We start from the raw sequence: 25,314 nt of genomic DNA on the forward strand, positions 1-25,314 counted from the left end.
ATATTATATTCATATTTAAGTCGATTTTTCATGAACACTTCTTTTATTAAAATACAAAAGCATTTATTTCCCGTAATCCCCATGCGGTCTACAAATCAAATATGTAATGAACAATAAAAAAAAGACAGCAACAGCTGTCTTTTTTATTCATTTATTGCATCATCAAATGGCGCTGAAAATAAGCCTCTTGGTGCAAGCATATCCGTATCGGATTCACGACTTTCCCCAGCAACCATATATATGCCTGCCGGAAAAAAATCAAACATATCACTTTCCTTATGTATGACTTGGAAATAATCGTATAAATCATCCATCAGTTCTTGATGTTCATCAACCTTAATAATTTCACCACATTCATCAATTTCAAAGTTTTCATTAATGGCATCTTGAAGTTCTTCATTATTTGTAGATGCGATATAAAGATCAACATCGCCACACTCCATACACAGTAGAAGTTTTTCTTCCAGTGCCTCATCATAGGATTCTTGAACGATTTTCTTCAAAATGGCATCAATCTTTTCAGGATTAGACAGTTTAATTTTTGTTTGAAACACAAAATCCCTCCCCAATTTAATACAATGGCTGAGCCAGCTGAACGAAAAGTTAAATAAGCAAGCTCAACTTTTGAGTAATATTAAAAACTGTTAAAACTAGTTTGGTTGTAACCCTTATACTCTAATGTATTCCAATCCCCTTAATTCCTCCAGTAATCGGGACGTGCAAGATATCACGAATTCTGTCCACTCACTATTGTCTATTCATTAAGTTTGCCCACATATTTTAATGATAATCTTCTATAATACAAAGAAAAAGATGATTGGAAGGGTAATCAGGCTTAATGATGTACTTATGAATGTAGCACTTGATACGAATTCGGGCTCTGTATTGAATTGGAGCGCATACATCGTAGTGTTCGCCGCAGTTGGCATAGCAGCTACGATAATCATAATATGCCTGACCATTTCATTCACTGGCAAAGCAAGTGATAAGAGGAAAGCAATAGCCGGGGAGACGGCAAGTTTAAGTAGAAGTGAAACCGATAGCTTTCGATAAGGAATTTTTTTCAGCGAAATGTTGGCAAGCTGCATCCCAAGAGTAATCATGATCGTTGGAATCGCCGCACTTGCCACAAGGTTAATGGCTTCCATAACCGAATTGCTTAGAGGTATGTTCACAAACTGAAAAACCGTCCCTCCAATGGCTCCATACACAGTTGGCATCCTGCACACTGCTTTAAGCGCTGTTTTAACTCCATTACCTTCCGGGCTGCCCTTCGCTGCGAAATAAATGCCGATCGTGCACATCACTAACTGCTGGCCCACCATCAGAATGATTGCATAATCGAGTCCTGCTGCTCCGAATAAAAGGAAAATGACTGGTGTTCCGTAGTTCCCGTTATTCATGAATGCGGACGCCAATATCATGCCGCTCGTTTCAGTCACTGAATAATTACGGAAAAACGATATGAGGTAGACCGCCAATATAAGAGATAGACAGAGTAGTATCGTAAATAAGAACAGGTAAAAATAATTAATCGAAAATTCTGCGGAATAAAACGTTCGGAACACAAGAAAAGGTGACATTAAATATAATGCCATTGTGGAAATGGATTTCGTATCAAGATTAAACTTTTTCTGACCGACGAACCCTAAAACAAAAATACCGAATATCGGTAAAAGAACTCCCAAAAACCCCATACATTTCACCTTCATAATCTTAATGATTTTCTTCTTACAATATCAGTTTTAATATTATTTGTAAAAATTTTTTAAACGGACCCCGAGGTGTAATGTCATGTGTTCTAACGTTGTATGATTTTTCTTTATTTTCAGGAAACTACATTCCATTTTCACCTATATATGGTATATTATTTATTATATTTACGTGACTAAACGTAACACCGACACTTTTAAACTACAAATATACGAAGGGGTGTTGTTAAATGGATATAAAATTCATGGAGATGGCTGTTCAACTTGCACACGAAAATGTATTGGCAAAGAACGGAGGACCTTTTGGTGCTGTAATCGTTAAAGATGGCACAGTTATAGGAAGAGGATGTAATAATGTGACAACTGCCAACGATCCTACAGCTCACGCCGAAGTACAGGCGATTCGTGATGCTTGCAGAACTCTCAATAGCTTCCAGCTTACCGATTGTGAAATATACACAAGCTGCGAACCTTGCCCCATGTGCATTGGTGCTATTTATTGGGCACGTCCAAAAGCCATTTATTATGCATGTACTAAAGATGATGCTGCACGAATTGGCTTTGATGATCACTTTATATACCAAGAACTTGCCATACCGATGGAAAACCGCTCCATTAAAATGGAACAAACGTCATTCAGTAACCATGATTTACCTTTCCGGACCTGGGAAACCTATGGTGAAAAAGTGAAATACTAATCTGCAATAGTTTATCAAAGGAGGTTTGCATTTGAAAAATAATTTGCTAAAAAAAAGAATAAACGTGGCTACAGGGACTATACCTGCAGATTGCGTCATTAAAAACGGTCGCATCATAGATGTATTCAATGGTGAGACCTTTACAGGCGACATTGCAATTGTAGATGGCTTTTTCGCTGGCATCGGGAGTTATGAGGGCATTTCAGAAATCGATGCTGCTGGAAAATTCGTTGCGCCTGCTTTCATTGACGGTCATGTCCATATTGAATCCTCTATGGTTCGACCTTCTGAACTCGCAAAAATCCTCCTTATACACGGAGTGACCTGCATTGTTGCAGATCCTCATGAAATCGCCAATGTTTCTGGTAAAAAGGGCATTCAATATATGTTAGACCAATCTGATCAGCTTCCTTTCGACTTCTACTTCATGATGCCATCTTGTGTACCAGCTACGGAGTTTGAACATTCTGGTGCTGTCCTAAGAAGTGAAGATTTACTTCCCTTTTACCAAAACCCGAGAGTGCTTGGTTTAGCCGAAGTGATGAATTTCCCTGCCGTTTCACATGCCGAAGAGGATATGCTGCAAAAATTATCCGATGCTAATAAACTTGTCAAAAGCATTGATGGCCACGCAGCTGGATTAAGTGAACAACAACTCGATGTTTATACGAGTGCCGGCATAAAAACAGATCATGAATGCACTACAGCGGAAGAGGCAAAAGAGAGACTACGAAAAGGAATGTATCTAATGATCAGGGAAGGAACTGTTGCCAAAGACTTAATGAACCTGGTTCCAGCCATTAACGAGAAAAATTCCCGTCGTTGTTTATTCGTCACAGATGACCGTCACCTGGATGATATTATAGCTGAAGGAAGTATCGATCATAACGTTCGACTTTCCATAGAAAAAGGGGTCCAACCCATTACCGCCATTCAAATGGCGACCATTAACACTGCAGAATGTTTTGGTTTAAAAGAACAGGGTGCCATAGCGCCTGGATACAAGGCAGACTTCCTTCTATTAGAAGAACTTGATTCAGTCACCATCCACTCGGTCTTTAAAGACGGGGAACTTATTGTTCAAAATAATCGATTACTTAACTTTCCGACAGAAAAGGAACAGGTTATAGACGATGGTTTAAGGCACTCTGTTAAATTTCATGAATTGACGGAAAAGGATTTGGCGATATCCTTCAAAGGTAATCTGGCTAATATTATTGAAATAACACCTAACAGTTTGATTACAAAACATTCGATTGAACCGGTTACACTTAATGACGGTCATTTCCAGTTCTCTGAACATGTTGATCATATTAAACTTGCTGTTATTGAACGACATCATATGACTAAACAAATAGGTCTTGGAATCGTTAAAGGACTCGGCTTGCAATCAGGTGCTATTGCCACGACGGTTTCCCATGATTCCCATAATTTAATCATTGCGGGTACGAATGACCAAGATATGCTAATGGCAGCAAAAGAAATTAAAAAAATGCAGGGTGGATTGGTTGTCATTCAAAATGGAAATATACTCTCTTCCCTTCCGCTTCCGATAGCTGGATTGATGAGTGAATGTACATATCTGGAAGTAGTTCATTCATTGAAACGTATCGATGGAGCCCTATGGAAACTCGGTGCAAACCGGAATTTTAACCCTTTCCTTACACTCGCTTTCTTGGCGCTACCTGTCATTCCGGAAATTAAACTGACGGTTCAGGGCTTATTTTCCGTTTCTCAGTTTACGCATATTCCTATCGAAGCCGTACTGCCAGTCGATAATATGGAGAATATCTGCCCCCCTGTAAACAATCTCGATAATATTTGATTTTGCCAACATTTTTTACGGTTTGTAAACTGTAAACGTTAATTTCCTCTCCTGGCACACCCGTTCCAATCAACTTTGTTTTAACATTGATATACCCCTTTGTCTACAAACTCTGCCCCCATTAAGGGGGTATTCCTATTCACCTCAAAATTTTATAAATAAAAAAGGTTCCAACTCAACTTAAACCGGGAAAAGAATAAAATGGATGCCATCTATGTTAAAATATAAAATAAACACAAATCTTTCTTGGAGGAGATAAATATGGTAAAACATGATCAACACACCATAATTGGATATATCGGAACATACACAAAAGGGAACAGTAAAGGAATATACCGCTTTACTTTAGATACAGCAGAAGGCAAACTAAGTACACCGGTTCTTGCAGCAGAACTAACCGATCCGACGTATATCACGATCAGCCAGGACAAAAAGAATCTATACGCCATCCTAAAAGAAGCGGGAAGCGGTGGTGTTTCAGCCTATTCCATTAATGAAGATTCAGGTGAGCTTACTTACCTTGGCAAGCAACTGACACCCAATGGTTCTTCCTGCCACATTAGTGTTGACAGCAAGAAACAAGTCTTAGTCACTTCCAGCTATGGCGAAGGTCTGATTGAAACATATCAGCTTCAGAACGATGCGACCCCAATGCCTATATCATCCACCATTCGGCATGAAGGCCACGGACCGAATGAAGATCGTCAGGAAAAGGCGCATACTCACTTCGCTGGTTTCACACCGGATGAAAGATTCATTGCTGTAGTCGATCTCGGAATCGACAAAGTGATAACTTATAAAATACATAATGGGATATTGGAAGAAGTAAACAATTTATCGGTTACGCCAGGCAGCGGACCGCGGCATCTGACCTTCCACCCAAACGGAAAATTCGCGTATGTGATGGCAGAACTTGTACCCGAAGTCATTGCTTTAAGCTTCGATAGTAAAACTGGGAGCTTTTCTGAATTACAAACGGTTCGGGCCACCCCGGAAGATTTCAAGGAAAATAATCAAGGCAGTGCCATTCATATTTCTGAAGACGGGCAATTCGTCTATGCAGCAAACCGCGGACATGATAGTATTGCCGTCTACAAAATCAATCAAGAAACAGGCAAACTAACATTCGTCGAACTTGTTTCTACCGAAGGACATTGGCCGCGTGATTTTTCAATCGACACTAGCGGAAAATTCCTGATTGCTTCAAATGAACATTCCGGAAACCTGACACTATATTCTCGGAATGAAAATAGTGGAAAATTAACATTATTGCAACAAGATATTCAGGTTCCCTTTCCTGTTTGCGTTAAATTCCTCTAATCTCTTATTATAAAAAAGGATTGAAGCATGTAATCATGCTTCAATCCTTTTTTTCATAAGTCGTTCTTTAGCTCCATTTCTCTGCCATTTCAGGGAAATCAATAAATGGGTTTCGGTTGCCCTGAATTTCATGTATCGCTTGGTTTCTATGTTTTTCATACATGCTGACCGGAAAAAGCCGATGCCATTCCAGAAGCAGCGCCATGTTAACTTTGCTGGTATCAATGATTCCCTCATATCTGAGTAAAAAATACATAGTTGCCCTAGCTACGACACCTTTGCCGTATTCAGGTTCGAATTTGCCTTCCTCTGATTTCCCGCAACCTTCTTTTATGCCTGCAGCAGATGCCTCTGGTTTATAATCTTCAAAATCATGGTATGGATAGTTACCTCGGCTACTATTACAAGCTGGTTCACAGGCGAACAGATGATGCAAATCCCCTCTCATTGGTTCTTTTTTATTGAACCATGACTGTGGTACGACATGTTCACAATTAACGAGCATGTCCTCCTTCTTCGTTGATTGGACTCCTCTTGTCAACATTTCTAGTATCCGAATATCTTCCTCAATGACTTTCACAGGATCCATCCCTTTACCGGAATACAGACTTTTCAGTTTGCCATTTTCCTGTAAGTCCACCCAAGGGTAAACATGACGATGTGGTGAGTAGTTAAGCTGGTTTTTATGGGTGGCCACTAGTAAGTCCTTCAAGTTACCTCGGTCCAAGGAACCATCTTGGTAGTATACTTGCTTAAGTTCCAGATCCTTGGTTTCATTGTAGTATTCGCGATTCTCACTGTAGTTCACAAGTGCAGCCATAGCCATTTCCCGTTCTTTTTCAAGTACTTCAAAACTATTATTCATCCACTCATCCCCCCCGCTTCTATTAAAACCTAACTTTTACCATAATTTAAGTTTAATAGAAATCAAATGATAAAAAAAGGTGCTTTAGAAGGGTCTAACGAAGAATTTCAATAAAATGGGTAAGGATTTTGGCTGTCATCCCCCAGATTACTCGATCGTTATATAAGTAAAAATATTCTTCCATCTGTTTGGGCTGCCATTTATAATTCTCCCCGCCAACGATTAAATCATGGGGGAAGTTTTCATGCGGTTCGATTTTATAATTCACATGATAGATCTCTGGCGGTTTTTCCATGAAAAAGGAAAGCGGTACCGTAAAAATGGTTTCAACTTCAGCGGGATTAGGCATTATCCGTTGATGGTTAAGGACAAATCCTGCATAAGGATATACAATCATCCCAAAAGGGGATACCAAATAATCAATTGGAAAGACATTATAGATATCTTCTTTTTTCAAACCTAGCTCCTCATGAGTTTCCCTTAGGGCCGCCGCCTGCTCATCTTGGTCATATTTGTCGATTTTCCCACCAGGAAAGCAGATATCCCCTGGCTGCCTTCTTAGTTTGTGTGAACGCTCTTCAAAAAGAACATGTATTCCATCTTCTTTTTCTATTAACGGCACCAATACAGCATACTTGGAAAAATTGCCACTCCCTAGAATCTCAGGTTTATGTATATTGAGTTTTTTTGTTATATCTTCACTATTCATTTCCCACACCTCTTCTGACGGATAATATTCACGATATGAGATCGGTTTACCTTCACCCACTCCTTTTTATTCCATTTTCAAACATCCGTTAAAACTAAGCAAGGAAAACGATTCCAATAGGTTCTCTATATTGTGCAAGGGAACCTAGCATTTGAAGTCCTTCATCCAGAATTCCCTTAGTTTTAACTACCCCTTTTCATTATAAAAAAGTTACGGCATCATGATATAAAAAGTTTTCCGCATAAGCCGCTCTCCAACTAAAATCATTGAATCGAATTTATTTTACTCATTAACCTCTATGATAATCCAATTTATGCACCAGTTATTTTTGGCCACCCATAGGCTTTAATCCACAGGAAAAACACCGTACAAAGTTTTGAACGGTGCAAGGAGATAAAAAAACAACAGTTACTCATAAAGACTCTCATAAAAATAACTAAACGTCATGGCCAAAAGTTTTTTATTTTATAATTCAGCCAGCGTACGTTTTACCGTCGCTACGATGAAAGAGAAATCCTCTTCTGTAATACTTAATGGGGGAGAAAGAGTAAGGACATTATTGAAACCTGCAACTGTATCACCATTTTTACCGATGATAAGCCCCTTTTCTTTACATGATGCGATTACTTTATTGATTTTGGAGAGAGCTATCGGTTGTTTTGTCTGTTTATCTTCCACTAGTTCGATCCCTACCAGCATACCTTTCCCACGTACATCTCCAACATTAGGATGAGATTTGATTTCTTCAAACTCTTGCAAAAAACGAAGTCCTAACTCTTTTGACCGTTCGATTAGTTTTTCATTTTCATATATTTCAATATTCTTCAAAGCTACTGCGCATGAAGCAGGGTTACCACCGAATGTATTCACATGTCGAAAGCGGTCATAATCATCAGAACCAATGTATGCTTCATAAATATCGCGTTTGACTGCTGTCGCGGATAATGGCAGGTAAGCGCTCGTGATACCTTTAGCCATTGTTACGATATCCGGTTTGACATCGTAATTCATAAAGCCGAATTTTTTTCCAGTTCGCCCAAAACCGCAAATAACCTCATCTGAAATAAGAAGGACACCATTTTTCTCACAAATTTCTTTGACCCGCTTCATATATCCATCAGGTGGCATCAGAATTCCACCTCCAGTGATGATTGGTTCCATAATGACCGCTGCAACCGTTTCGTTCAATTCCCATGTAATGGTACGATCAATTTCCGCCGCACTTTTTTCACCGCTTTCATCCTCTGGGTTTCGGTAAGAATCCGGTGGCGATACATGAAGAAATCCAGGGGCAAGTGGTTCATATTTATACTTTCGTTGTGCCTGCCCAGTAGCAGCCAGGGCTCCCATTGAATTCCCATGATACCCGCGATAGCGGGAAATGATTTTATAACGTCCATGTTCGCCTTTTTGCTTATGATATTGGCGAGCTATTTTAAAAGCAGCTTCATTTGCTTCTGAACCACTGTTAGAGAAAAAAATGACATAATCCCCACCCAGCCAATCGTTTAACTTTTCTGCTAGTTTAATAGCCGGGATATGACTGTTCGTTAAAGGGGCATAAGGAAGTTCCTTCAATTGCTCGTATGCCGCTTCCGCAAGTTCAGTCCGACCGTAACCAACGTTGACACACCATAAACCTGACATCCCATCCAGGTACCGATTCCCATCAATATCGGTAATCCATGCTCCTTGCCCTTTTTGGACCACCATTGTCCCAGGGTTCGGTTCAGCCCCTTTCATATGATGCCAAATATATTTCCCATCCGTCGTTTTAAGATCCTGACCCTTTTTTTCAACCTGCATAAGCCACACTCCTCCTAAAATAATGTATAAAGGAAGGTCGACCAAAGATTGCGCCGACCTCCTTTTCCATATCAGTATCTTGCCGTTAACATTTTCTTTCTAGTGTAGAATTCCACGCCGTCTTTCCCATTGGCATGAAGGTCTCCATAAAATGAACTTTTATAGCCGGAGAAAGGAAAAAATGCCATCGGTGCCGGTACACCAAGGTTAACACCAAGCATCCCTGCATCAATTTCTTCACGAAATTCCCGGATTGCTTTTGCGCTATCCGTATAGAGGCAGGCACCATTGGCAAATTCGGATTGATTGGTCAATTCAATTGCCTCTTCTAGGGTATTAACCCGTACTATGGATAAGACAGGAGCAAAAATTTCATCCTTCCATATTTTCATATTTGTTTTTACATGATCAAATAATGTCGGTCCAACAAAATAGCCATTTTCCTGATCTCCTTCATTCCTGCCATCTCGAAGGAGAACAGCTCCTTCTTTTTCCCCGATCTCAATATATTTTTCTGTTCTCTTTTTATGAGAATCACGGATCACGGGTCCTAGGAAAACGTCCTTATCCATCCCATTTCCGATCTTGATGTCATCGGCTGAAGCCTTTAATCTTTCAACAAGCAAGTCTCCCACTTCTCCAACTGCCACTACGACCGAAGCAGCCATGCAACGCTCTCCTGCTGATCCGAAGGCGGCATTCGTGATGTTCGTTACGGCATTGTCGAGATCGGCATCAGGCATTACGATTGAATGGTTTTTCGCACCCGATAAAGCCTGGACACGTTTTTTATTGGCAGCTGCCGTTTTGTAGACATACTCAGCAACGGGCTGGGAACCAACAAAAGATACCGCTTTAATGTCCTCATGTTCCAAAATCGCATTCACGACATCGTGGGCACCGTGGACAATATTGACAACACCATCCGGGACTCCTGCTTCCGTCAATAATTCCACAAGTCGATTGGCTAAGAGCGGAGTGCGTTCAGATGGTTTTAAGATGAATGTATTTCCACAAGCTATCGCAAGCGGGAACATCCAACATGGCACCATCATTGGGAAATTAAAAGGTGTTATCCCTGCAACGACTCCCAATGGATAACGGTACATTCCAGATTCAATACCTGGGGAAATATCAGGAAGTTGGCTACCCATCATTAATGTAGGTGCACCTGCGGCAAACTCCACACATTCAATTCCACGCTGGACCTCCCCATATGCTTCTGTATAGCTTTTTCCGTTTTCGATCGTGACAAGCTTTGCTAGCTCATCCCAGTTTTCGATCAACAACTGCTGGTAACGGAATAAGAAACGCGCTCTTTTAGGCACGGCTACCTTTTTCCACTCTTTAAATGCTTTTTTTGCAACCTGCACAGCTTGGTCGACATCTTCTTTTGTGGAAAGAGGTACGATTGCCAAAGCTTCTCCTGTTGCAGGATTAGGCACTTCTTCATGTTTGGACGTTGTGGAATCTACCCACTTGCCACCAATATAATTTTTCAACGTTTCTACATCATTAATAACGGCCATTTTGAAACCCTCCATTTTCAACCCGATTTCATAGTTTTATTATATTTTTCAATTGAATATTTTTCATTAGACGTTTTGTATAGTTTTTGATTCAATATTTGCACATATTGTTTGTTTTTTGATTTTCCAATATTTATAAGAATCATGGGATGATATCCGCTTTCATCCCATCCCATACTAAAGCAGGCTTTCGGCTGCTTCATTTAATAATGGAGTATAGCTTAAGGTCCTCATGCTTTCCTTTAACAAGCATCCCTTTTCTTATGATTCCTTCAAAAGACATTCCAGTCTTTTGCATGACACGCTCAGAAGCCAAATTTTCAACAAAGCATCGCGCTTGTATGCGCACAAGGTCCATATTTTCGAAACCAAAGGCGATTATCGTTTTGGCTGCCTCTGTCATCAAGCCACTTCCCCAGTATTCGGGTGCCAGCACGTACCCTATTTCAGCACTATGATGATTCACCTGCCATGAAACAAAGTCAATAGTACCAATCAGCTTGCCACTTTCCTTGTGTTGTATCCCCCAAGGTGCGATTTTCTTATCCTCATAGCTCTGTAAGACAAACTGAATAAAGTCCTTGGTATCACATAGGGAACGGTGTGCTTCCCATGTGACAAAACGGGAAACTTTCCTATTGGATGAATAAGCGAACATTTCTTCGGCATCATTCATGGTGACTTTCCTCATAACTAAACGTTTTGATTCTATAGAAGGCAACCGTCCATATATATCTTTCACATTCATGATTACACCCCATTCCATTTATTTGTATTATAACAAGATTGAAAAGCAATCACTGTTCCCAATTGAAAAAATATCTAAATCTACGTATAATTCAGAAAATGACGAAGGAGGATGGTTATGTCAAATAGAAAACTGGTAATCAGCCAAAATTTGAATGAACCTTTATTACAGAAAGTTAAAGAAATGATCCCTGACTGGACTGTTATCACTGGAAGATCACCGGAAATATGGAAGGATCATATAATTGATGCAGAAGTGATCGCTGGCTGGAAATCGTCCATGTCTGCGCCCATTCACACAAGTGAAGTGAAATGGATCCAGACATGGAGTGCTGGAGTTAATGCTCTACCTCTGGAAACGTTAAAACAAAGGAAGGTGCGTATTACAACGGCAAATGGCGTTCACGCCTATCCCATTTCAGAAACCATTTTTGCACTAATGCTTTCCTTAACTAGAAAAATAGATACATATATTAAGCAACAGCAGGAAAAGACTTGGCATCATGCGAATATGAAGCAGGAAATTCATGAGAAAACCATCGGAATCATCGGAGTTGGAAAAATCGGAAAGGAAACGGCTAAGATTGCTAAAGCTTTTGGTATGTCTGTTTTGGGAATGCGTCATTCTGGGAAATCTGAAGAATTTGTTGACGAGATGTTCACACAGGAACAATTGAACACTCTCCTTCCAAGGTGCGACTATATTGTCGTGACTTTACCCTTGACCCCAGAAACACAGGGTATGTTCGGCAAAACCGAATTCCAGCTAATGAAGCCTTCCGCTTTTTTCATTAATATAGGCAGAGGAAATCTCGTTGTCGAAAATGAATTGGTCCATGCACTTAAGGACAATCAAATTGCAGGAGCTGGACTGGATGTGTTTGAAATGGAGCCACTTCCGGAGAAAAGTCCGTTATGGGAAATGAACAATGTCATCATCACGCCACATACATCCGGAAATACGGAGTTTTACGACCAACGGCTGATTCAGGATATTTTCATTCCGAATTTAAAGGACTATCTGGACAGTAAAAACCCTTCAATAAATTTACTTGATTACAAAAAAGGCTATTAACACCTTTTCTTCTCAGGTTCACAATAAATATTCTGCTTTGATTACTTGCAGAATCCGACATTATCTGTTATATTTAATAAGAATTATTTTTGTTCGGGAAGATTGATAAGTGAAACACTTTTCGTCTAATGATTGAGCAAGGGTAGTAACACAATGTGTGGATTCACACTAGGAGGCAACAACAATGGAACAAGGTAAAGTAAAATGGTTTAACGCAGAAAAAGGATTTGGCTTCATCGAACGCGAAAACGGAGACGATGTATTCGTACATTTCTCAGCTATCCAAAGCGAAGGATTCAAATCATTAGACGAAGGTCAAGAAGTTACTTTTGAAGTTGAGCAAGGTCAACGTGGACCTCAAGCTACAAACGTTCAAAAAGCGTAATTTTAAATACAATATATAACAGACTCTACTTGTAGGGTCTGTTTTTTTGTTTTTAAAATTAAATAATTCCAAATAAAAAAACCCCATTCACAAGGAATAGGGAACATGAAACAAGTTTAGTAAATGGTAAACACAGTATAACACACTAAGAATGGAAACCCTAATTTATCCGAAAAGTAAAAATTATCATGCACTTCCATACCGATTTCCTAAATGCAACAATCATTTATTTCTTATCGACTTCATAGGTTCGATCCGTGCCCCATGGGTAAAACGGAGGCATATCCGAGCTGCTTTTCATTTTAAAATCAGCTTTCCTTTTTTCCAAGAAAGCATCGATCCCTTCTTGTGCATCCGCTTGTTTTCCTGTCCAATGAATCATTTTCGATTCAATTTTATGAGATTCAACTGGATGGTTAGCACCTAGCATGGTCCACATTAGCTGCCGGGATAACGTCACTGAGACGGAAGATGTATTTTCTGCAATTTCTGATGCGATTTCCATTGCCACTGTCATCAATTCTTCCGGCTCGACAATCTTGTTTACCAGCCTGCCCTCATACGCCTCGCTGGCCGTGATCATTCTACCAGTAAAAATCCATTCGGAAGCTTTACCCATCCCGACAAGTCTAGGTAAGAACCAACCGCTGCAGGCCTCCATTGTAATTCCTCGCCTCGCAAATACAAAACCCATTTTTGCATCAGTTGAAGCAATTCTAATATCCATTGGTAAAGTCATGGTTATTCCAATTCCAACTGCCGCTCCATTAATCGCCGCTATCATGGGTTTCTTCATCTCAAAAATCCTTAATGATAAAATCCCACCTCCATCGCGGTATTCAACCAAAGGAGTGTGATCCATAAATGTTTCTGCGCCTTTCTCCAAATCCATTCCTGCACAATAAGCATCTCCGGCGCCAGTTAATATAACAGCACGTACGTCATCATTTTCATCCGCTTCATCAAAAGCTTGAATTAATTCATGACACATCTTTTCATTGAAAGCATTCATTCTCTCTGGACGATTAAGAGTAACAATCATGACATGATTAACGACTTCACTAGTTATCGTGGAATACAATTTCAGTCCCTCCTTCTCTCACAAATTGAACACACTTTACAAATTTTCTATTTTTACATATAATTACATTTTATATGTTTTATTTTCATATTCCTAGCTATTATTTTAATAAGCTGATAAAAATTTTTCGTTTGCAAGATTATCCCTTATATTTAAAGCGATGTTAGATGTAAAAAAAAGACCAGCCGCAATATGCAACTGGTTTTTTTGTTTACCAATATAAATGACAAGCAACGAAATGTCCAGGTTTTTGTTCTTTCCATTCTGGTACAGCACTTGAGCATATCTCCATCGCTTTAGGGCACCTAGTTCGAAATACACAACCACTCGGCGGATTGATCGGACTTGGTACATCTCCTTTTAGTACGATTCTTTCCCGTTTAATAGTGGGATCTGGAATCGGAACTGCAGAGAGCAAGGCTTGTGTGTATGGATGAAGCGGATCCTTCGTTAAAGAATCACTATCCGAAAGTTCCATCATTCTCCCAAGGTACATGACTAAAATACGATCTGAAATATACTTGACCATCGATAAATCATGGGCAATGAATAAATAAGTCAAGCCCATTTCTTTTTGTAGCTCTTTTAATAAATTAACTACCTGAGCTTGAATCGATACATCAAGTGCAGAAATCGGTTCATCACAAACGATGAATTTAGGATTTAATGCCAATGCCCTTGCAATTCCAATACGCTGGCGTTGGCCACCACTGAATTCATGTGGAAAACGAGTGATATGTTCCGGACTTAAACCAACCAGCTTTAACAGGTCTTCCACCCGTTTTTTTCGCTCTTTACCCTTAGATATCCCATGAATGGCAAGTGGTTCCCCAATCAATTCCTCGACCTTCATCCTTGGATTCAAGGATGCGTACGGATCTTGGAAAATCATTTGAATTTCACGGCGGATTTGTGACATTTCCCCCGGTTTGTAATCATAAATATTTTTCCCCTGAAAAAGAACTTCTCCTTCCGTCGGTTCATACAGGCGGGTGATAGTACGCCCTGCAGTCGATTTACCACATCCACTTTCCCCAACTAGACCAACCGTTTCCCCTGGGTAGATTTTGAGATCCAAACCATCAACCGCTTTTAGTGACTGAGAACCAATGGGAAAATATTTCTTCAGGTTCTTTATTTCAACAAGAGGAGAATTTTCGTTGACTGCCTTTTCTGTTACTGACTTATTTTTTAGTGAAACCATTGTCTCTCCTCCTTTAAACATTAGTCTGTGCTTGTGCCAGTACTGCCTTTGCCATTGGATGGTGAAGCCAGCATGCAGCTGTCTGTCCATCTTCCACTACCTCAAGTTCGGGATCATGATCTTTACACACTTTCATCGCTGATTCACATCTTGGATAAAATGGGCAGCCTTTAGGGGGATCCAACAAATCCGGTGGTGATCCGATAATGGGTACCAATGGAGCCGTTTTTTCCATATCCAGCCTTGGCACCGTTTTAAGCAGCCCTCTTGTATATGGATGCTGCGGGTTTGAAAATATTGCTTCTACTGTACCGGTTTCCACAACCTTACCTGCATACATAACGACTACACGTTCGCAAGTTTCCGCAACTACACCTAAATCATGAGTGATTAGAATGATGGAAGTATCCATTCTACGTTGAATATCTTTCATCAGTTCTAAAATTTGCGCTTGTATCGTTACATCCAATGCCGTTGTAGGTTCATCGGCAATTAATAATTTCGGTTCACAGGCTAGGGCCATCGCTATCATCGCCCGCTGGCGCATACCGCCTGAAAACTCATGTGGATATTGCTGCATCCTTTTTTCAGGCTGAGGAATCCCTACTAGTTTAAGGGTTTCCAACGCTCGTTCATATGCATCTTTTCGGGAGATATTATTACTATGCTTTAGGATACCCTCCATAATTTGGCTGCCAATTTTTGTCGTTGGATTGAGCGAAGTCATCGGATCCTGGAAAATCATGCTGATTTCATTTCCCCGGATCTTCTGCATTTCCTTTTCACTCATTTTAATAAGGTCTTTACCGCCAAAATTTATTGACCCTTTTCCATACTCTGCTGGAGGTGTTTCCAATAATCTCATGATAGATTTCGCAGTAACACTTTTGCCGCATCCGGACTCCCCAACAATGGCGACGGCTTCCCCTTTTTTCACTTCAAAGTTCACACCGCGCACAGCCTGCACTTTTCCTGCATACGTATGGAAGGTGATGTGTAAATCATTCACTTCTAATAGGTTCTCCATCATCGTCCCTCCTATTCTAGTAATATCAATTCTTTATGTTAGGACTCATTTATTTCCGTAGTTTTGGATCCAGGGCATCCTGCAGTCCATCACCAGCTACATTGAACGCGAACATGGTTAAGGAGATCAATATTGCCGGGATTAAAAGTTGGTAGAAATTCCCTACCAAAATACTTCCCAGGGCATCACTTGTCAAGGTTCCCCAACTTGCCTGAGGAGCTGGAACTCCAAGTCCCAAAAAGCTTAATGTAGCTTCGGCAAAAATCGCCGTAGGTACAGTCAACGTTAAATTGACAAGGATCGGTCCCATTGTATTTGGAATCATGTGTTTTCTAAGAGTCCAGCTCGTATTAGCACCAGAGATGGTTGCTGCATGAATGTATTCATTCTCTTTTAGCTGCAAAACCTGTCCCCTTACTAGTCGTGCCATAGGAATCCATCCTGTAATCGACATGGCTATGATAATTGGCAATATACCAGGTTTTAATACGACCATCATCAAGATAACCATCAATAGGTAAGGAATCGCATAGATCACTTCTGCAAAACGCATCATCATGTTATCGGTGCGTCCGCCGCGGATGGCTGATATCCCGCCATAAAGCACACCAATCAAAAAGTCTATCAGTGCTGCCATCAATCCGATGAACAAGGAAATCCTCGCACCATACCAAGCTCGCGTAAATAAATCCCTTCCTGATGAATCCGTACCAAACCAATGCTCGGCATTGGGACTAAGATTCTTTTTCTCGAAATCTTGACCATAATAAGTATATCCGTTAATATATGGACCAAAGATCGCCAGCAAGACCAAGAGGATAATCAGGACGAAACCAGTCATCGCCAGTTTATTTTCCTTGAAACGACGCCAGACGTCAGACCAGTATGAAACTGTCGGTCTTGCAATTTTTTCAGCTTCCTTAAAGTTTCCTTCAGCGGGTTGGAACATATCTTCAGTAAAATGCATTTTATCTGCCATTATTTTTTCTCCCCCGTCACTTTAATTCTTGGATCAATCAACGTATAGGCTATATCAACGATGAATATCAATAGGATAAGCACTGCACTATACACAATTGTGGAGCCAAGAATGACCGGGTAGTCTCGGTTGGATATTCCCTTTACGAACATATCTCCCATGCCCGGAATACCAAAAATACGTTCAATAATGAAGCTTCCTGTCACGATATTAGCAGTAAGGATACCTAGAATCGTAATAATCGGCAATAACGCATTCCGAATCGCATGTTTGATTATGACACCGCTTCGTTTCAATCCTTTTGCCTTTGCTGTCAATATATAATCCTGCCCCATTACTTCGAGCATGCTCGTCCGCATTAATCTAGCGATGAAAGCAAGTGGCATCATTGACAGGGCAATGGATGGTAAAATGGTATGCTGCCACGTCGCCCATGTAGCCACCGGGAAAATGTGCCATTTTATTGCAAAATAATTGATTAAAATAGTCGCCAAAATAAAGTTTGGAACGGAAATCCCTACTATGGCAATGACCATTGATAGATAGTCAGGCCATTTATTTCGTTTCAACGAAGCCACTACACCCAAGATGAGCCCAAAGAAGATGGCAATCACCAAAGCTTGCGCCCCTAAATGCAAGGACACTGGAAAACCCTTCAAAATGTAATCATTCACTGATATGGATGAAGATTTCAAAGATGGGCCAAAATCAAATTGAACGACTTCCAATAAATAATTCCCATATTGGGTCAACAAAGGCTTGTCCAATCCATAGTGGACTTGAAGATTTTCATAAACAGCTGGAGGCATTGCCCCCTCTTTCGCAAATGGATTTCCCGGAATCGTATGCATTATGATGAACGTTAATGTAATAACCGCCCACAAAGTAATAATCGCCCATTTAAAACGATTTAATGTATATCTCAACATGGTAATCACCCCAATCATCGATTTTCTAAGGAGTTGAAAACGGAAATGAATTCATGAAATATTCAAATTCGCAATAGAAAATGGGGTATGTCCTTATCGGACATACCTTCCATTTCACTTTAATCCTTCTGTTATTTTTTATCCGCGTAAATAAAGTTCGGATAAGCGTTTATCGGTGCATAAACTCCAGTAACATTCGATTTAACCATATATGGTTTTGTGTAGAAATAAACCGGAAGGATCGGCATTTCGTCAATCATAACTTTCTCTGCTTTATGTAAAGCAGCCATGCGTTCTTTCGGTTCCATTGTAGATTTTGCTTCTTTTAGTAAACTATCATATTCCTTATTTGACCAGCCAGCATCATTATAGGCTCCGTCCGTTTCCCAAAGCATGAAGGTCATTGGATCTACATAGTCACCAACCCATCCTGCACGGGAAATTTCAAAGTCACCAGCTTTTTCACGGTCTAGCTTAACTTGGAATTCAGCATTTTCGAGTGTCACTTCAACACCCAGGTTATCGCGCCACATACCTTGAACGGCTTCAGCAATTTTCTTATGAGAATCCAATGTATTATACAAAATTGAAAAATCAGGTAATTCTTTCATGCCTTCTTCAGCAAGACCTTCTTTTAACAATTTCTTAGCTTCAGCAACATTTTCCTCAAACAAGTTGCCTGTATTCTCCTGGAAATCTCCAGTTGCATCAGGAATACCCGGAGGGACTACTCCAAAGGCAGGCTTCTGGCCGCCTTGAGCAACATTTTCCGTAATTTTTTCACGTTCGATAGCCATTGATAGCGCTTTCCTTACTTTTGCGTTGTTGAAAGGTTTTACTTTTGTATTAAAGTTGTAATAGTAAACAGCAAGTTCTGCGCCGTTATTGAATTCTTTGTCGCCAGAATTAACCAATTGTCCTTGCACGTCCACTGGAAGTGGATAAGCGATGTCCAATTCACCACTCTGGTACATTTGCCAAGCTGTATTTTCATCTTCAATTAGAGCAAAGTTAACTGCATCCAATTTGATTTTGTCTTTATCGTAGTAATTTTCATTCTTTTCAATTTTCAGGCTTTCTTTATGTTTCCACTCCGTTAATTTGAATGGACCGTTTGATACGTGAGTTTTTGCATCCAATGCCCATTTAGGATTTTCTTCCTGTACCTTTTTATCGATTGGATAGAAAGTATAGAAGGAAGTCAAATCAAGGAAATATGGTGTAGGCTGCTCCAATGTAACCTCTAATGTAAGGTCGTCTGTCGCTTTGACTCCTACATCCTCTTCCTTGCCTTTGTTACTGTTGTAGGCTTCCCCACCTTTAAGGTAATAAAGTTGGTAAGCATAATCAGCAGCAGTTTCTGGTTTCAATGCATACTTCCAAGCATATTCAAAATCATTCGCTGTAAGCGGATCCCCATTTGACCATTTCAAACCATCTTTCAATTTAAAAGTCCATTTTAATCCATCATCACTGATTTCCCATGATTCTGCAGCACCTGGTACGATTTTACCTTCTTCTGTTTTCTTTGTCAGACCTTCAAACGTATGTTCAAGGATCCATGATTCATGAGTACCTTGCGCATTTGCAGGGTGAAGCGAACCAGGTTCACTCGAGTTGTTTACGTTTAATACTTTTGATTTGGCTGAGTCGCCTGATCCACCTTCTTTTTCATTCGAAGTTTCCTTCGAGCCGCCGTTGCATGCCGCTAGTATAAGCATGATGGCCATAAGAAGAGCAAGCACTGAAAATTTAGACTTTTTCAAAAAATATTCCCCCTCATCTTTAATCTTTATTCGAATAATCCCATTAAAGGAATTATCCTTCTACCACCTATTAATCCTTCGTATAGTACATGTTTAATGTCAGCGAGGACAGTCAGGAGCATTCATTGCAGAAATTCACCTAAAACAACTAGCGAACCGTTTGCATAAATCTACGTTTCTTCCTAAAAAACACTAATTGCAGTAGTTTACTAGTTAAAAACCACCCACTTTCAAACCTCGCTAGGGTACTATACCTCGAATTAAAGATGTTGAATTTTAAGTATATTACGAATAAATCAAAAAATCAATAAACCAGTGAGTACTTTTTCACAAGATAATAATTAATTGCTAATCATTTCGATCTAGATGATAGGTAAAAAGAATGTTATAACCCCATCTACCTTTTAATTCCTATATTTTTTTTCGCATGAATACCCCAGGATCCATATATATTCGCTCGACATCAAATGATTATTTTTTCTGAATATTCAAATTCCATAAGACAGCTCTTGCTTTAAGACCAGATTCCTAGAAAATTGTTTTCGTTCAAATTATATATTTTGGTAGAATAATGCATGTGCCAAAATAGAAAACGAATTATCTATTAATAAATTCCATATAAAGGTAAATTGCTATAGGGGAATAGAAATAGTATCTTTCTCTTTCATGTTCATTTTCTCATGATCTCGATGCGTAGAACCCCCTACCTAACCGCCCTATACATTTACAATAATGCCCCTTTCATTACTTCATTTATGATTAAATAAATATAGTGACACGAAAAGTAAACATATACCTGCCACCTTTTTCACATCCAACGGGATGCGCACCCCTCCCAATAATCCGAAATGGTCAATGACGGCCCCAATCAGTACTTGGCCTACAATAACCCCAGCCATTGCAGGCGCCACTCCAATCCGGGGTACGACCAGGACTATTACAATGACGTAAAACGCTCCCAATACGCCACCCAACAATTGCCATTTGGGCACAGTCGCTATGGATGAAATATTGCCCTGCAAACAAAACAATGAATAATAAAGCGAGTGTCCCGATTCCAAACGAAATGAATGAGGCTTCAATGACCCCAACTTTTTTCCCTAAACCACCATTGATTTGTCCTTGAACGGCGATGGTGATACCACCTAGGACCGCAAGCACCGGAAATAAGATTTTCACAATGATTATGCTCCTTTTCATGTCCACCCGGACTGATTATGAAATCGCTCTCTAATTTTAACATGGAGAAAATACATTTTGTCCCTGATTTAATTAAAATGACCAATCACGAATGGGATTTTCTTTAACAAAAAAACTGGCCCTATTGGCCAGTTCCAATCATCTATTATTACCTTGATTTAAAATTGGACTAAGACACTAAACCGAATTACGCAGCTGCAAATATTCTTCACATAACAAGGAAAATACCAAGGCATCATGCGATTGGTCACGAAGAAATATATAACTCCGGAGACTGCCTTCCTCTTTAAAACCAAATTTCTTCAATAGGTTTGCTGATGCCAAATTATCCTTGAAAATTAAAGCAGCCATTCGATTTAATTTCAATTCTTGAAATGAATAACGTAATACTTCATTGACCGCTTCGGATGTGAAATGTTTTCTCCAATAATCCGGATGGATTTCATACCCGATTTCTGCGCGTTTGTTGGTAAGACTCAATTGATTTAGACCAACGGTGCCTATGAATTTCTCGGAATCTTTCAAAACAACTCCCCACCGTATCCCCCGTTTATTTAAATACGCACTTTTAAACAAGTCGATTAAGCGACGGGCATCCTCCACAATCGTTAAACTTTCTATCCCATCATATTTGGTCACCTCATCTTTAGAGAGAATTTCAAACAGACTCTCTGTATGCTGATGACCTATTTCGATTAAACGCAGCCTTTCCGTTTCCAATGCCTTAAACGCCATCGAATAATCCCCCCGTTAATTCAGCTGACTATATATTCTATTTAAGAAGAGAAGATACCTGTCTTAATGGACAATACTTTTCGATAAATTTCGCTCCTTAAGATACAAGGCCGAGTCCGGATGCCCTCCCTTTGTAATCAAATCCCTGATGATTTGTGAAAGTATGACACTGTATACCGTCCCGTTTCCGCCATACCCCAATAAGAAATAACAATTTGGGTGATCAGGGTATATTCCTATTGTCGGTAAACCATCATGGGTCTCTCCAAAAAAAGCACCCCAATAATAATCAGCCTGGATCCGATGCTCTAATTCAGGAAATAAAATGTTAAGCTGATTCAATAATTCATCCCTTTTATGTATAATCATTGAATCCCTTTTCTCCAGATATTTCGTTGATTCATCCAGACCACCTATGATAATCCGGTTGTCAAATGTTTTTCTCGCATATAAATATGGTCGCGCCGTCTCCCAAATCATCATATCGTCATGCCATTTAGCTTGATCGGCAATTTGATTCGTTGCGATGGCATATGAACTAAGAATCATTGCATTTTTATCCCTCACCTCTTCTTGGGCCTCATATCCTGTAGCGAAAATGACCGACTGTGCTCGTACCATATGCCCGTTTTCAGTAAAAAGCTGGGTTTGATTCTTTTTTAAAATCTTTCCATTGATTTTAGTATTTGAATAGACCCGCACTCCTTTCTGATATGCCTTTTCAATCAAGAAATGTGCATGTTTATAAGGATTGATTTCAGCATCATTAGCTGTAACCAGCGCTGCTAATTTCGAAAATGAAAATTTACTCTCAATATCTTTTTCAGTATAATATTCTACTGGAAAATCACGAGATTTAAGATTGTCATATTCTTCTCTCAGCATCGATACATCCTCAAGGCTTGATGCGTAATACAAGCTTTTTCTAATTTTAAAATCCGGATTTTCCTCTAAACTCGGAACAACCTCTTTCTCCAGTGTCCGAATGGCATTCAAACAAAGCTGAACATGGCGTGTACCCACATCTTCTCCAAAACTATGAATAAGGGACGTTAATGTTTTATCATTTGAATATTGTAAAAGTCCAGTATTCGCTACTGTACTGCCTTCACTTATATCACGTTTATCAATCAGGACGACATTTAAACCTGTCTCCGCTAAAAAATATGCACAGTGTGCCCCCGATGATCCACTACCCACAATACATACATCACATGATAGATCCTCTTCCAAAATGGGATATGTCCTATGTTCTTTAAATGTCTCCTTCCAATACACTTTTCCTGCGTTTAAATCCATATGAGCTCCACCTTTACGACGATTTATCATTTCCATCAGTATTTAGTTCCATATTGCTACTTAACTTATTTATTATCCTTCTTATTTACCCTGACAAACATAGCTGGCAAACGTAAAAATGATTCTTTTTCTACATGTAATAAATCTTCTGTTCTATCAAAAAGGCCTATTATTATCATAACCATACTCTTATTTCAGGTTATATGGACCCCTATCCTGTACGTTTTCAATCGATACCTTTCTCCCATTCCGATAAAGAATGAGAAATACCTAATTTTACACACACTGATTTTTATAGGATACTAGACTTCCAATCCAGATATCTTACTAGGAGGAAACAAAATGAAGAAAATCATCCTTTTATCAGCGCTGTCCTTATCCTTATTTTCTCCGACAGTTGCCCTAGGAGCCAATACTTACGAAGTAGCAAGTGGTGATACCCTAACGAAAATAGCAGCTGAATTTGAAGTTAGCCTTTCCGATTTACTTAAAACAAACTCTACAATTAAGGATTCGAATCAAATTAAAGTAGGACAAAACATAACTATCCCTACAAATAAGCAAGAGAACAGTCAATCAGTTCCTACAACTGACCAAGAGAACAATCAATCAGTCCCCACATCTGACCAAGAGAACAATCAATCAGTTGAACAGCAGATTCTTAGTTTAGTTAACGAAGAACGGTCAAAAAAGGGACTCCCTTCCCTTGCAATGGATTCAGCCATTTCCCATGTTGCCATTCTGAAATCTGAAGATATGCGTGATAATAATTATTTCAATCATACAAGTCCACGTTATGGCTCGCCTTTCGAAATGATGAAATCCTTTGGAGTCAGCTATAATTACGCAGGGGAAAATATTGCAGCAGGTCAACCTAGTGCAGAAGCTGTCATGAATTCATGGTTGAACAGTCCGGGACACAAGGCCAATATTCTGAACAAGAACTATAGCAAAATTGGAATTGGGCATGCGACAGGTGGAAAGTACAGCCACTATTGGACCCAGCAATTCACTGGAAAATAAATTCCAAATTCGTGAGGGGCGGCAAATTGCCGCTTCTTTTTTATCCTTATCCCCTACCTTTCAAATCTCCGGCTTCCTTTCAAAAATAATTCAATCCAAAATATTTTCAGCGTTGAAAAAAAGGAAGAACATATACATATAGAACAAGATAGCATTTAGCCGTGCTTGTACCTTTTACTCAATTTTGAAAAAAAGATAGAGATGCTTTACTATAAGGATTTCACGGACTGTAGAGATACTCGATAATAGTTAATTTTTTCCTACAGTTTTTTTGGGGGATTTGACCGTTGCCTCCAGGCACCCGCTTTTCCCGGGCAGTCTGCCCTCTGCGCCTATACACCTGCGGGGGAGAGGGTCCCTTGGACGGGCTTTCCCCTCAGGAGTGTCTTACATTCCGTTTTAATCAACTTTGTTTAACAGGTAGATAGAACTCCTTTTGCCTATAGTCTTAGCAGTTCTATCTCGGCTTTACTAGCTTGTTACACCGTGTTTTAAGTAGTGTTGTAGACATCTTTACCTGGATCTTTCTAACAAGACCATTTAATACAATGCATCACACTTTCAAACGCTATCATATGTCAGCTATAATAGATAAATGAAGCCAAATTGGAGGAAAATAAATTGTCTAATAGATTAGGTTTAGTGCTAGACGTAGAAACGACAGGTTTACGTCCCTCTTCTGATGAAATTATCGAACTTGCCCTTATACTGTTCACTTATAACAGTGAAACAGGGGAAATTATTAATCTTATTGATCAAGAATCGTTTTTAAGAGAGCCTCTCTCCTATCAAGCAAGAAGAAATTATGATCAAGCATATAGGATTCATGGAATTCCATACAGTTCAATCGAAGGAAAAAAATTTCACGATGAAAAAATTAAATCTTTCATAGCACGTACTGATTCGATTTTCGCACATAATGCCTCATTCGATAGAAGTTTTCTTTACCAAATGTATCCGGAAATCAATGACCAAAAGTGGTTCTGCACAATGCGGAATGTACCTTGGAAGCAATACGGCTTTGAAAATAGTAAACTGTTAACATTGCTGCAAGCACATAATATCACCAATTTCCAAACTCACAGGGCTATGGACGATATATCTTACCTTATGGAACTTATGAAAATACCGGGTCCTTCCGGTCATCCATATTTAAAAGATGTCATTGCTAAAAATCCGATGAAGAAATACGCACCTGCTTCCCAAAAATCGAGGGTGTAGTGTTGCATTAATTTTACAATCTCCCGTAAACGTTGGACGCAGTTATGGCACATTCCGTTTTTTTATAAAATTGTTCCTTCATAGAGGACGGAGGTACATATAAAAAGTTCATTACGACAAATGTGGAAAATCCTTACCAAAGACAACACGATTATAATAAAAAACAGCGTCCCGTAAGG

At 39.6% G+C, this 25,314-nt stretch carries 22 protein-coding genes and 1 pseudogene; 7 read left to right on the top strand and 16 right to left on the bottom strand.

What is annotated here, in order from left to right; all coding sequences use genetic code 11:
- Positions 1-143 precede the first annotated feature (143 nt).
- The gene (locus ACFWE9_RS17955) at positions 144-554 is read right to left on the bottom strand and encodes a hypothetical protein (protein ID WP_230155745.1); all 411 of its coding nucleotides are present in this window, start codon (positions 552-554) and stop codon (positions 144-146) included.
- Positions 555-794: 240 nt separating this feature from the next.
- Positions 795-1,697 carry an AEC family transporter gene (locus ACFWE9_RS17960; RefSeq protein ID WP_230155743.1) on the bottom strand — a complete coding sequence of 301 codons (903 nt, stop codon included), beginning with the start codon at positions 1,695-1,697 and terminating at the stop codon, positions 795-797.
- 245 nt (positions 1,698-1,942) lie between these two features.
- Between ACFWE9_RS17960 and ACFWE9_RS17965 the strand changes: the two genes are divergently transcribed.
- From ACFWE9_RS17965 to ACFWE9_RS17975, 3 genes are all read left to right on the top strand, one after another.
- Positions 1,943-2,410 (top strand): nucleoside deaminase, encoded by a 468-nt coding sequence (locus tag ACFWE9_RS17965; protein ID WP_230155741.1) that lies wholly within the window; start codon positions 1,943-1,945, stop codon positions 2,408-2,410.
- Positions 2,411-2,435: 25 nt separating this feature from the next.
- Positions 2,436-4,235, top strand: a complete 1,800-nt coding sequence (ade, locus tag ACFWE9_RS17970; RefSeq protein WP_230155739.1) for an adenine deaminase — start codon at positions 2,436-2,438, stop codon at positions 4,233-4,235.
- A gap of 261 nt (positions 4,236-4,496) precedes the next feature.
- A complete protein-coding gene (locus ACFWE9_RS17975) occupies positions 4,497-5,555 on the top strand; it encodes a lactonase family protein (protein WP_377357983.1) in 1,059 nt (352 codons plus the stop codon).
- Between the two features lie 67 nt (positions 5,556-5,622).
- Here ACFWE9_RS17975 and ACFWE9_RS17980 read toward each other — a convergent pair whose 3' ends face one another.
- The 5 genes from ACFWE9_RS17980 to ACFWE9_RS18000 form a co-directional block, all read right to left on the bottom strand.
- Positions 5,623-6,420 carry an endonuclease I family protein gene (locus ACFWE9_RS17980; protein WP_230155734.1) on the bottom strand — a complete coding sequence of 266 codons (798 nt, stop codon included), beginning with the start codon at positions 6,418-6,420 and terminating at the stop codon, positions 5,623-5,625.
- Between the two features lie 94 nt (positions 6,421-6,514).
- On the bottom strand, positions 6,515-7,129 hold the full coding sequence (locus ACFWE9_RS17985) for an NUDIX hydrolase (RefSeq protein WP_230155726.1): 615 nt from the start codon (positions 7,127-7,129) through the stop codon (positions 6,515-6,517).
- Positions 7,130-7,594: 465 nt separating this feature from the next.
- Positions 7,595-8,935, bottom strand: a complete 1,341-nt coding sequence (locus ACFWE9_RS17990) for an aspartate aminotransferase family protein (RefSeq protein WP_230155724.1) — start codon at positions 8,933-8,935, stop codon at positions 7,595-7,597.
- A gap of 71 nt (positions 8,936-9,006) precedes the next feature.
- Complete coding sequence (locus ACFWE9_RS17995; protein WP_290370513.1) at positions 9,007-10,464, bottom strand: CoA-acylating methylmalonate-semialdehyde dehydrogenase; 1,458 nt, start codon at positions 10,462-10,464, stop codon at positions 9,007-9,009.
- Between the two features lie 199 nt (positions 10,465-10,663).
- On the bottom strand, positions 10,664-11,212 hold the full coding sequence (locus tag ACFWE9_RS18000; protein ID WP_230155722.1) for a GNAT family N-acetyltransferase: 549 nt from the start codon (positions 11,210-11,212) through the stop codon (positions 10,664-10,666).
- A gap of 117 nt (positions 11,213-11,329) precedes the next feature.
- Here ACFWE9_RS18000 and ACFWE9_RS18005 point away from each other — a divergent pair, with 117 nt between their 5' ends.
- The gene (locus tag ACFWE9_RS18005; protein WP_230155720.1) at positions 11,330-12,286 is read left to right on the top strand and encodes a D-2-hydroxyacid dehydrogenase; all 957 of its coding nucleotides are present in this window, start codon (positions 11,330-11,332) and stop codon (positions 12,284-12,286) included.
- Positions 12,287-12,470: 184 nt separating this feature from the next.
- Positions 12,471-12,671 carry a cold-shock protein gene (locus tag ACFWE9_RS18010; protein WP_029714163.1) on the top strand — a complete coding sequence of 67 codons (201 nt, stop codon included), beginning with the start codon at positions 12,471-12,473 and terminating at the stop codon, positions 12,669-12,671.
- Positions 12,672-12,897: 226 nt separating this feature from the next.
- Here the strand turns inward: ACFWE9_RS18010 and ACFWE9_RS18015 are convergent, their stop codons facing one another.
- The 9 genes and pseudogenes from ACFWE9_RS18015 to ACFWE9_RS18055 all read right to left on the bottom strand — a co-directional run bounded on the left by ACFWE9_RS18015 (position 12,898) and on the right by ACFWE9_RS18055 (position 22,891).
- Complete coding sequence (locus ACFWE9_RS18015; protein ID WP_230155718.1) at positions 12,898-13,752, bottom strand: crotonase/enoyl-CoA hydratase family protein; 855 nt, start codon at positions 13,750-13,752, stop codon at positions 12,898-12,900.
- 211 nt (positions 13,753-13,963) lie between these two features.
- Positions 13,964-14,956 carry an ABC transporter ATP-binding protein gene (locus ACFWE9_RS18020; protein WP_230155716.1) on the bottom strand — a complete coding sequence of 331 codons (993 nt, stop codon included), beginning with the start codon at positions 14,954-14,956 and terminating at the stop codon, positions 13,964-13,966.
- Between the two features lie 13 nt (positions 14,957-14,969).
- A complete protein-coding gene (locus tag ACFWE9_RS18025) occupies positions 14,970-15,983 on the bottom strand; it encodes an ABC transporter ATP-binding protein (RefSeq protein ID WP_230155714.1) in 1,014 nt (337 codons plus the stop codon).
- Positions 15,984-16,032: 49 nt separating this feature from the next.
- Positions 16,033-16,962 carry an ABC transporter permease gene (locus ACFWE9_RS18030; RefSeq protein ID WP_230155712.1) on the bottom strand — a complete coding sequence of 310 codons (930 nt, stop codon included), beginning with the start codon at positions 16,960-16,962 and terminating at the stop codon, positions 16,033-16,035.
- Positions 16,962-17,891: an ABC transporter permease gene (locus ACFWE9_RS18035; RefSeq protein ID WP_053346403.1), complete on the bottom strand. Its 930-nt coding sequence runs from the start codon at positions 17,889-17,891 to the stop codon at positions 16,962-16,964. Before ACFWE9_RS18035 ends, ACFWE9_RS18030 begins: the two co-directional genes overlap by 1 nt.
- A gap of 131 nt (positions 17,892-18,022) precedes the next feature.
- Entirely contained in the window at positions 18,023-19,657 is a 1,635-nt protein-coding gene (locus ACFWE9_RS18040) for a peptide ABC transporter substrate-binding protein (RefSeq protein ID WP_230155710.1), read from the bottom strand.
- Positions 19,658-20,406: 749 nt separating this feature from the next.
- A pseudogene (locus tag ACFWE9_RS18045) lies at positions 20,407-20,857 on the bottom strand (DMT family transporter).
- A gap of 177 nt (positions 20,858-21,034) precedes the next feature.
- Positions 21,035-21,592, bottom strand: coding sequence for a GNAT family N-acetyltransferase (locus ACFWE9_RS18050; RefSeq protein ID WP_230155708.1), 558 nt, complete (start codon positions 21,590-21,592; stop codon positions 21,035-21,037).
- A 63-nt stretch (positions 21,593-21,655) separates the two neighbouring features.
- Positions 21,656-22,891, bottom strand: coding sequence for an NAD(P)/FAD-dependent oxidoreductase (locus tag ACFWE9_RS18055; RefSeq protein WP_230155706.1), 1,236 nt, complete (start codon positions 22,889-22,891; stop codon positions 21,656-21,658).
- A gap of 342 nt (positions 22,892-23,233) precedes the next feature.
- Between ACFWE9_RS18055 and ACFWE9_RS18060 the strand changes: the two genes are divergently transcribed.
- On the top strand, positions 23,234-23,914 hold the full coding sequence (locus ACFWE9_RS18060) for a CAP domain-containing protein (RefSeq protein WP_377357990.1): 681 nt from the start codon (positions 23,234-23,236) through the stop codon (positions 23,912-23,914).
- A gap of 621 nt (positions 23,915-24,535) precedes the next feature.
- Complete coding sequence (locus ACFWE9_RS18065; RefSeq protein ID WP_230155696.1) at positions 24,536-25,135, top strand: exonuclease domain-containing protein; 600 nt, start codon at positions 24,536-24,538, stop codon at positions 25,133-25,135.
- Positions 25,136-25,314: the final 179 nt, after the last annotated feature.

Source organism: Peribacillus sp. NPDC060253 (assembly GCF_042727425.1).
In the GTDB taxonomy this organism is placed as follows: Bacteria; Bacillota; Bacilli; order Bacillales; family DSM-1321; genus Peribacillus.

Coding starts and splice junctions, on each gene's coding strand:
- ACFWE9_RS17960 (WP_230155743.1), bottom strand. CDS start 1,697: ATGGGGTTTTTGGGAGTTCTTTTACCGATATTCGGTATTTTTGTTTTA.
- ACFWE9_RS17965 (WP_230155741.1), top strand. CDS start 1,943: ATGGATATAAAATTCATGGAGATGGCTGTTCAACTTGCACACGAAAAT.
- ACFWE9_RS17975 (WP_377357983.1), top strand. CDS start 4,497: ATGGTAAAACATGATCAACACACCATAATTGGATATATCGGAACATAC.
- ACFWE9_RS17980 (WP_230155734.1), bottom strand. CDS start 6,420: ATGAATAATAGTTTTGAAGTACTTGAAAAAGAACGGGAAATGGCTATG.
- ACFWE9_RS17985 (WP_230155726.1), bottom strand. CDS start 7,129: ATGAATAGTGAAGATATAACAAAAAAACTCAATATACATAAACCTGAG.
- ACFWE9_RS17990 (WP_230155724.1), bottom strand. CDS start 8,935: ATGCAGGTTGAAAAAAAGGGTCAGGATCTTAAAACGACGGATGGGAAA.
- ACFWE9_RS17995 (WP_290370513.1), bottom strand. CDS start 10,464: ATGGCCGTTATTAATGATGTAGAAACGTTGAAAAATTATATTGGTGGC.
- ACFWE9_RS18000 (WP_230155722.1), bottom strand. CDS start 11,212: ATGAATGTGAAAGATATATATGGACGGTTGCCTTCTATAGAATCAAAA.
- ACFWE9_RS18005 (WP_230155720.1), top strand. CDS start 11,330: ATGTCAAATAGAAAACTGGTAATCAGCCAAAATTTGAATGAACCTTTA.
- ACFWE9_RS18010 (WP_029714163.1), top strand. CDS start 12,471: ATGGAACAAGGTAAAGTAAAATGGTTTAACGCAGAAAAAGGATTTGGC.
- ACFWE9_RS18020 (WP_230155716.1), bottom strand. CDS start 14,956: ATGGTTTCACTAAAAAATAAGTCAGTAACAGAAAAGGCAGTCAACGAA.
- ACFWE9_RS18025 (WP_230155714.1), bottom strand. CDS start 15,983: ATGGAGAACCTATTAGAAGTGAATGATTTACACATCACCTTCCATACG.
- ACFWE9_RS18030 (WP_230155712.1), bottom strand. CDS start 16,962: ATGGCAGATAAAATGCATTTTACTGAAGATATGTTCCAACCCGCTGAA.
- ACFWE9_RS18035 (WP_053346403.1), bottom strand. CDS start 17,891: ATGTTGAGATATACATTAAATCGTTTTAAATGGGCGATTATTACTTTG.
- ACFWE9_RS18050 (WP_230155708.1), bottom strand. CDS start 21,592: ATGGCGTTTAAGGCATTGGAAACGGAAAGGCTGCGTTTAATCGAAATA.
- ACFWE9_RS18055 (WP_230155706.1), bottom strand. CDS start 22,891: ATGGATTTAAACGCAGGAAAAGTGTATTGGAAGGAGACATTTAAAGAA.
- ACFWE9_RS18060 (WP_377357990.1), top strand. CDS start 23,234: ATGAAGAAAATCATCCTTTTATCAGCGCTGTCCTTATCCTTATTTTCT.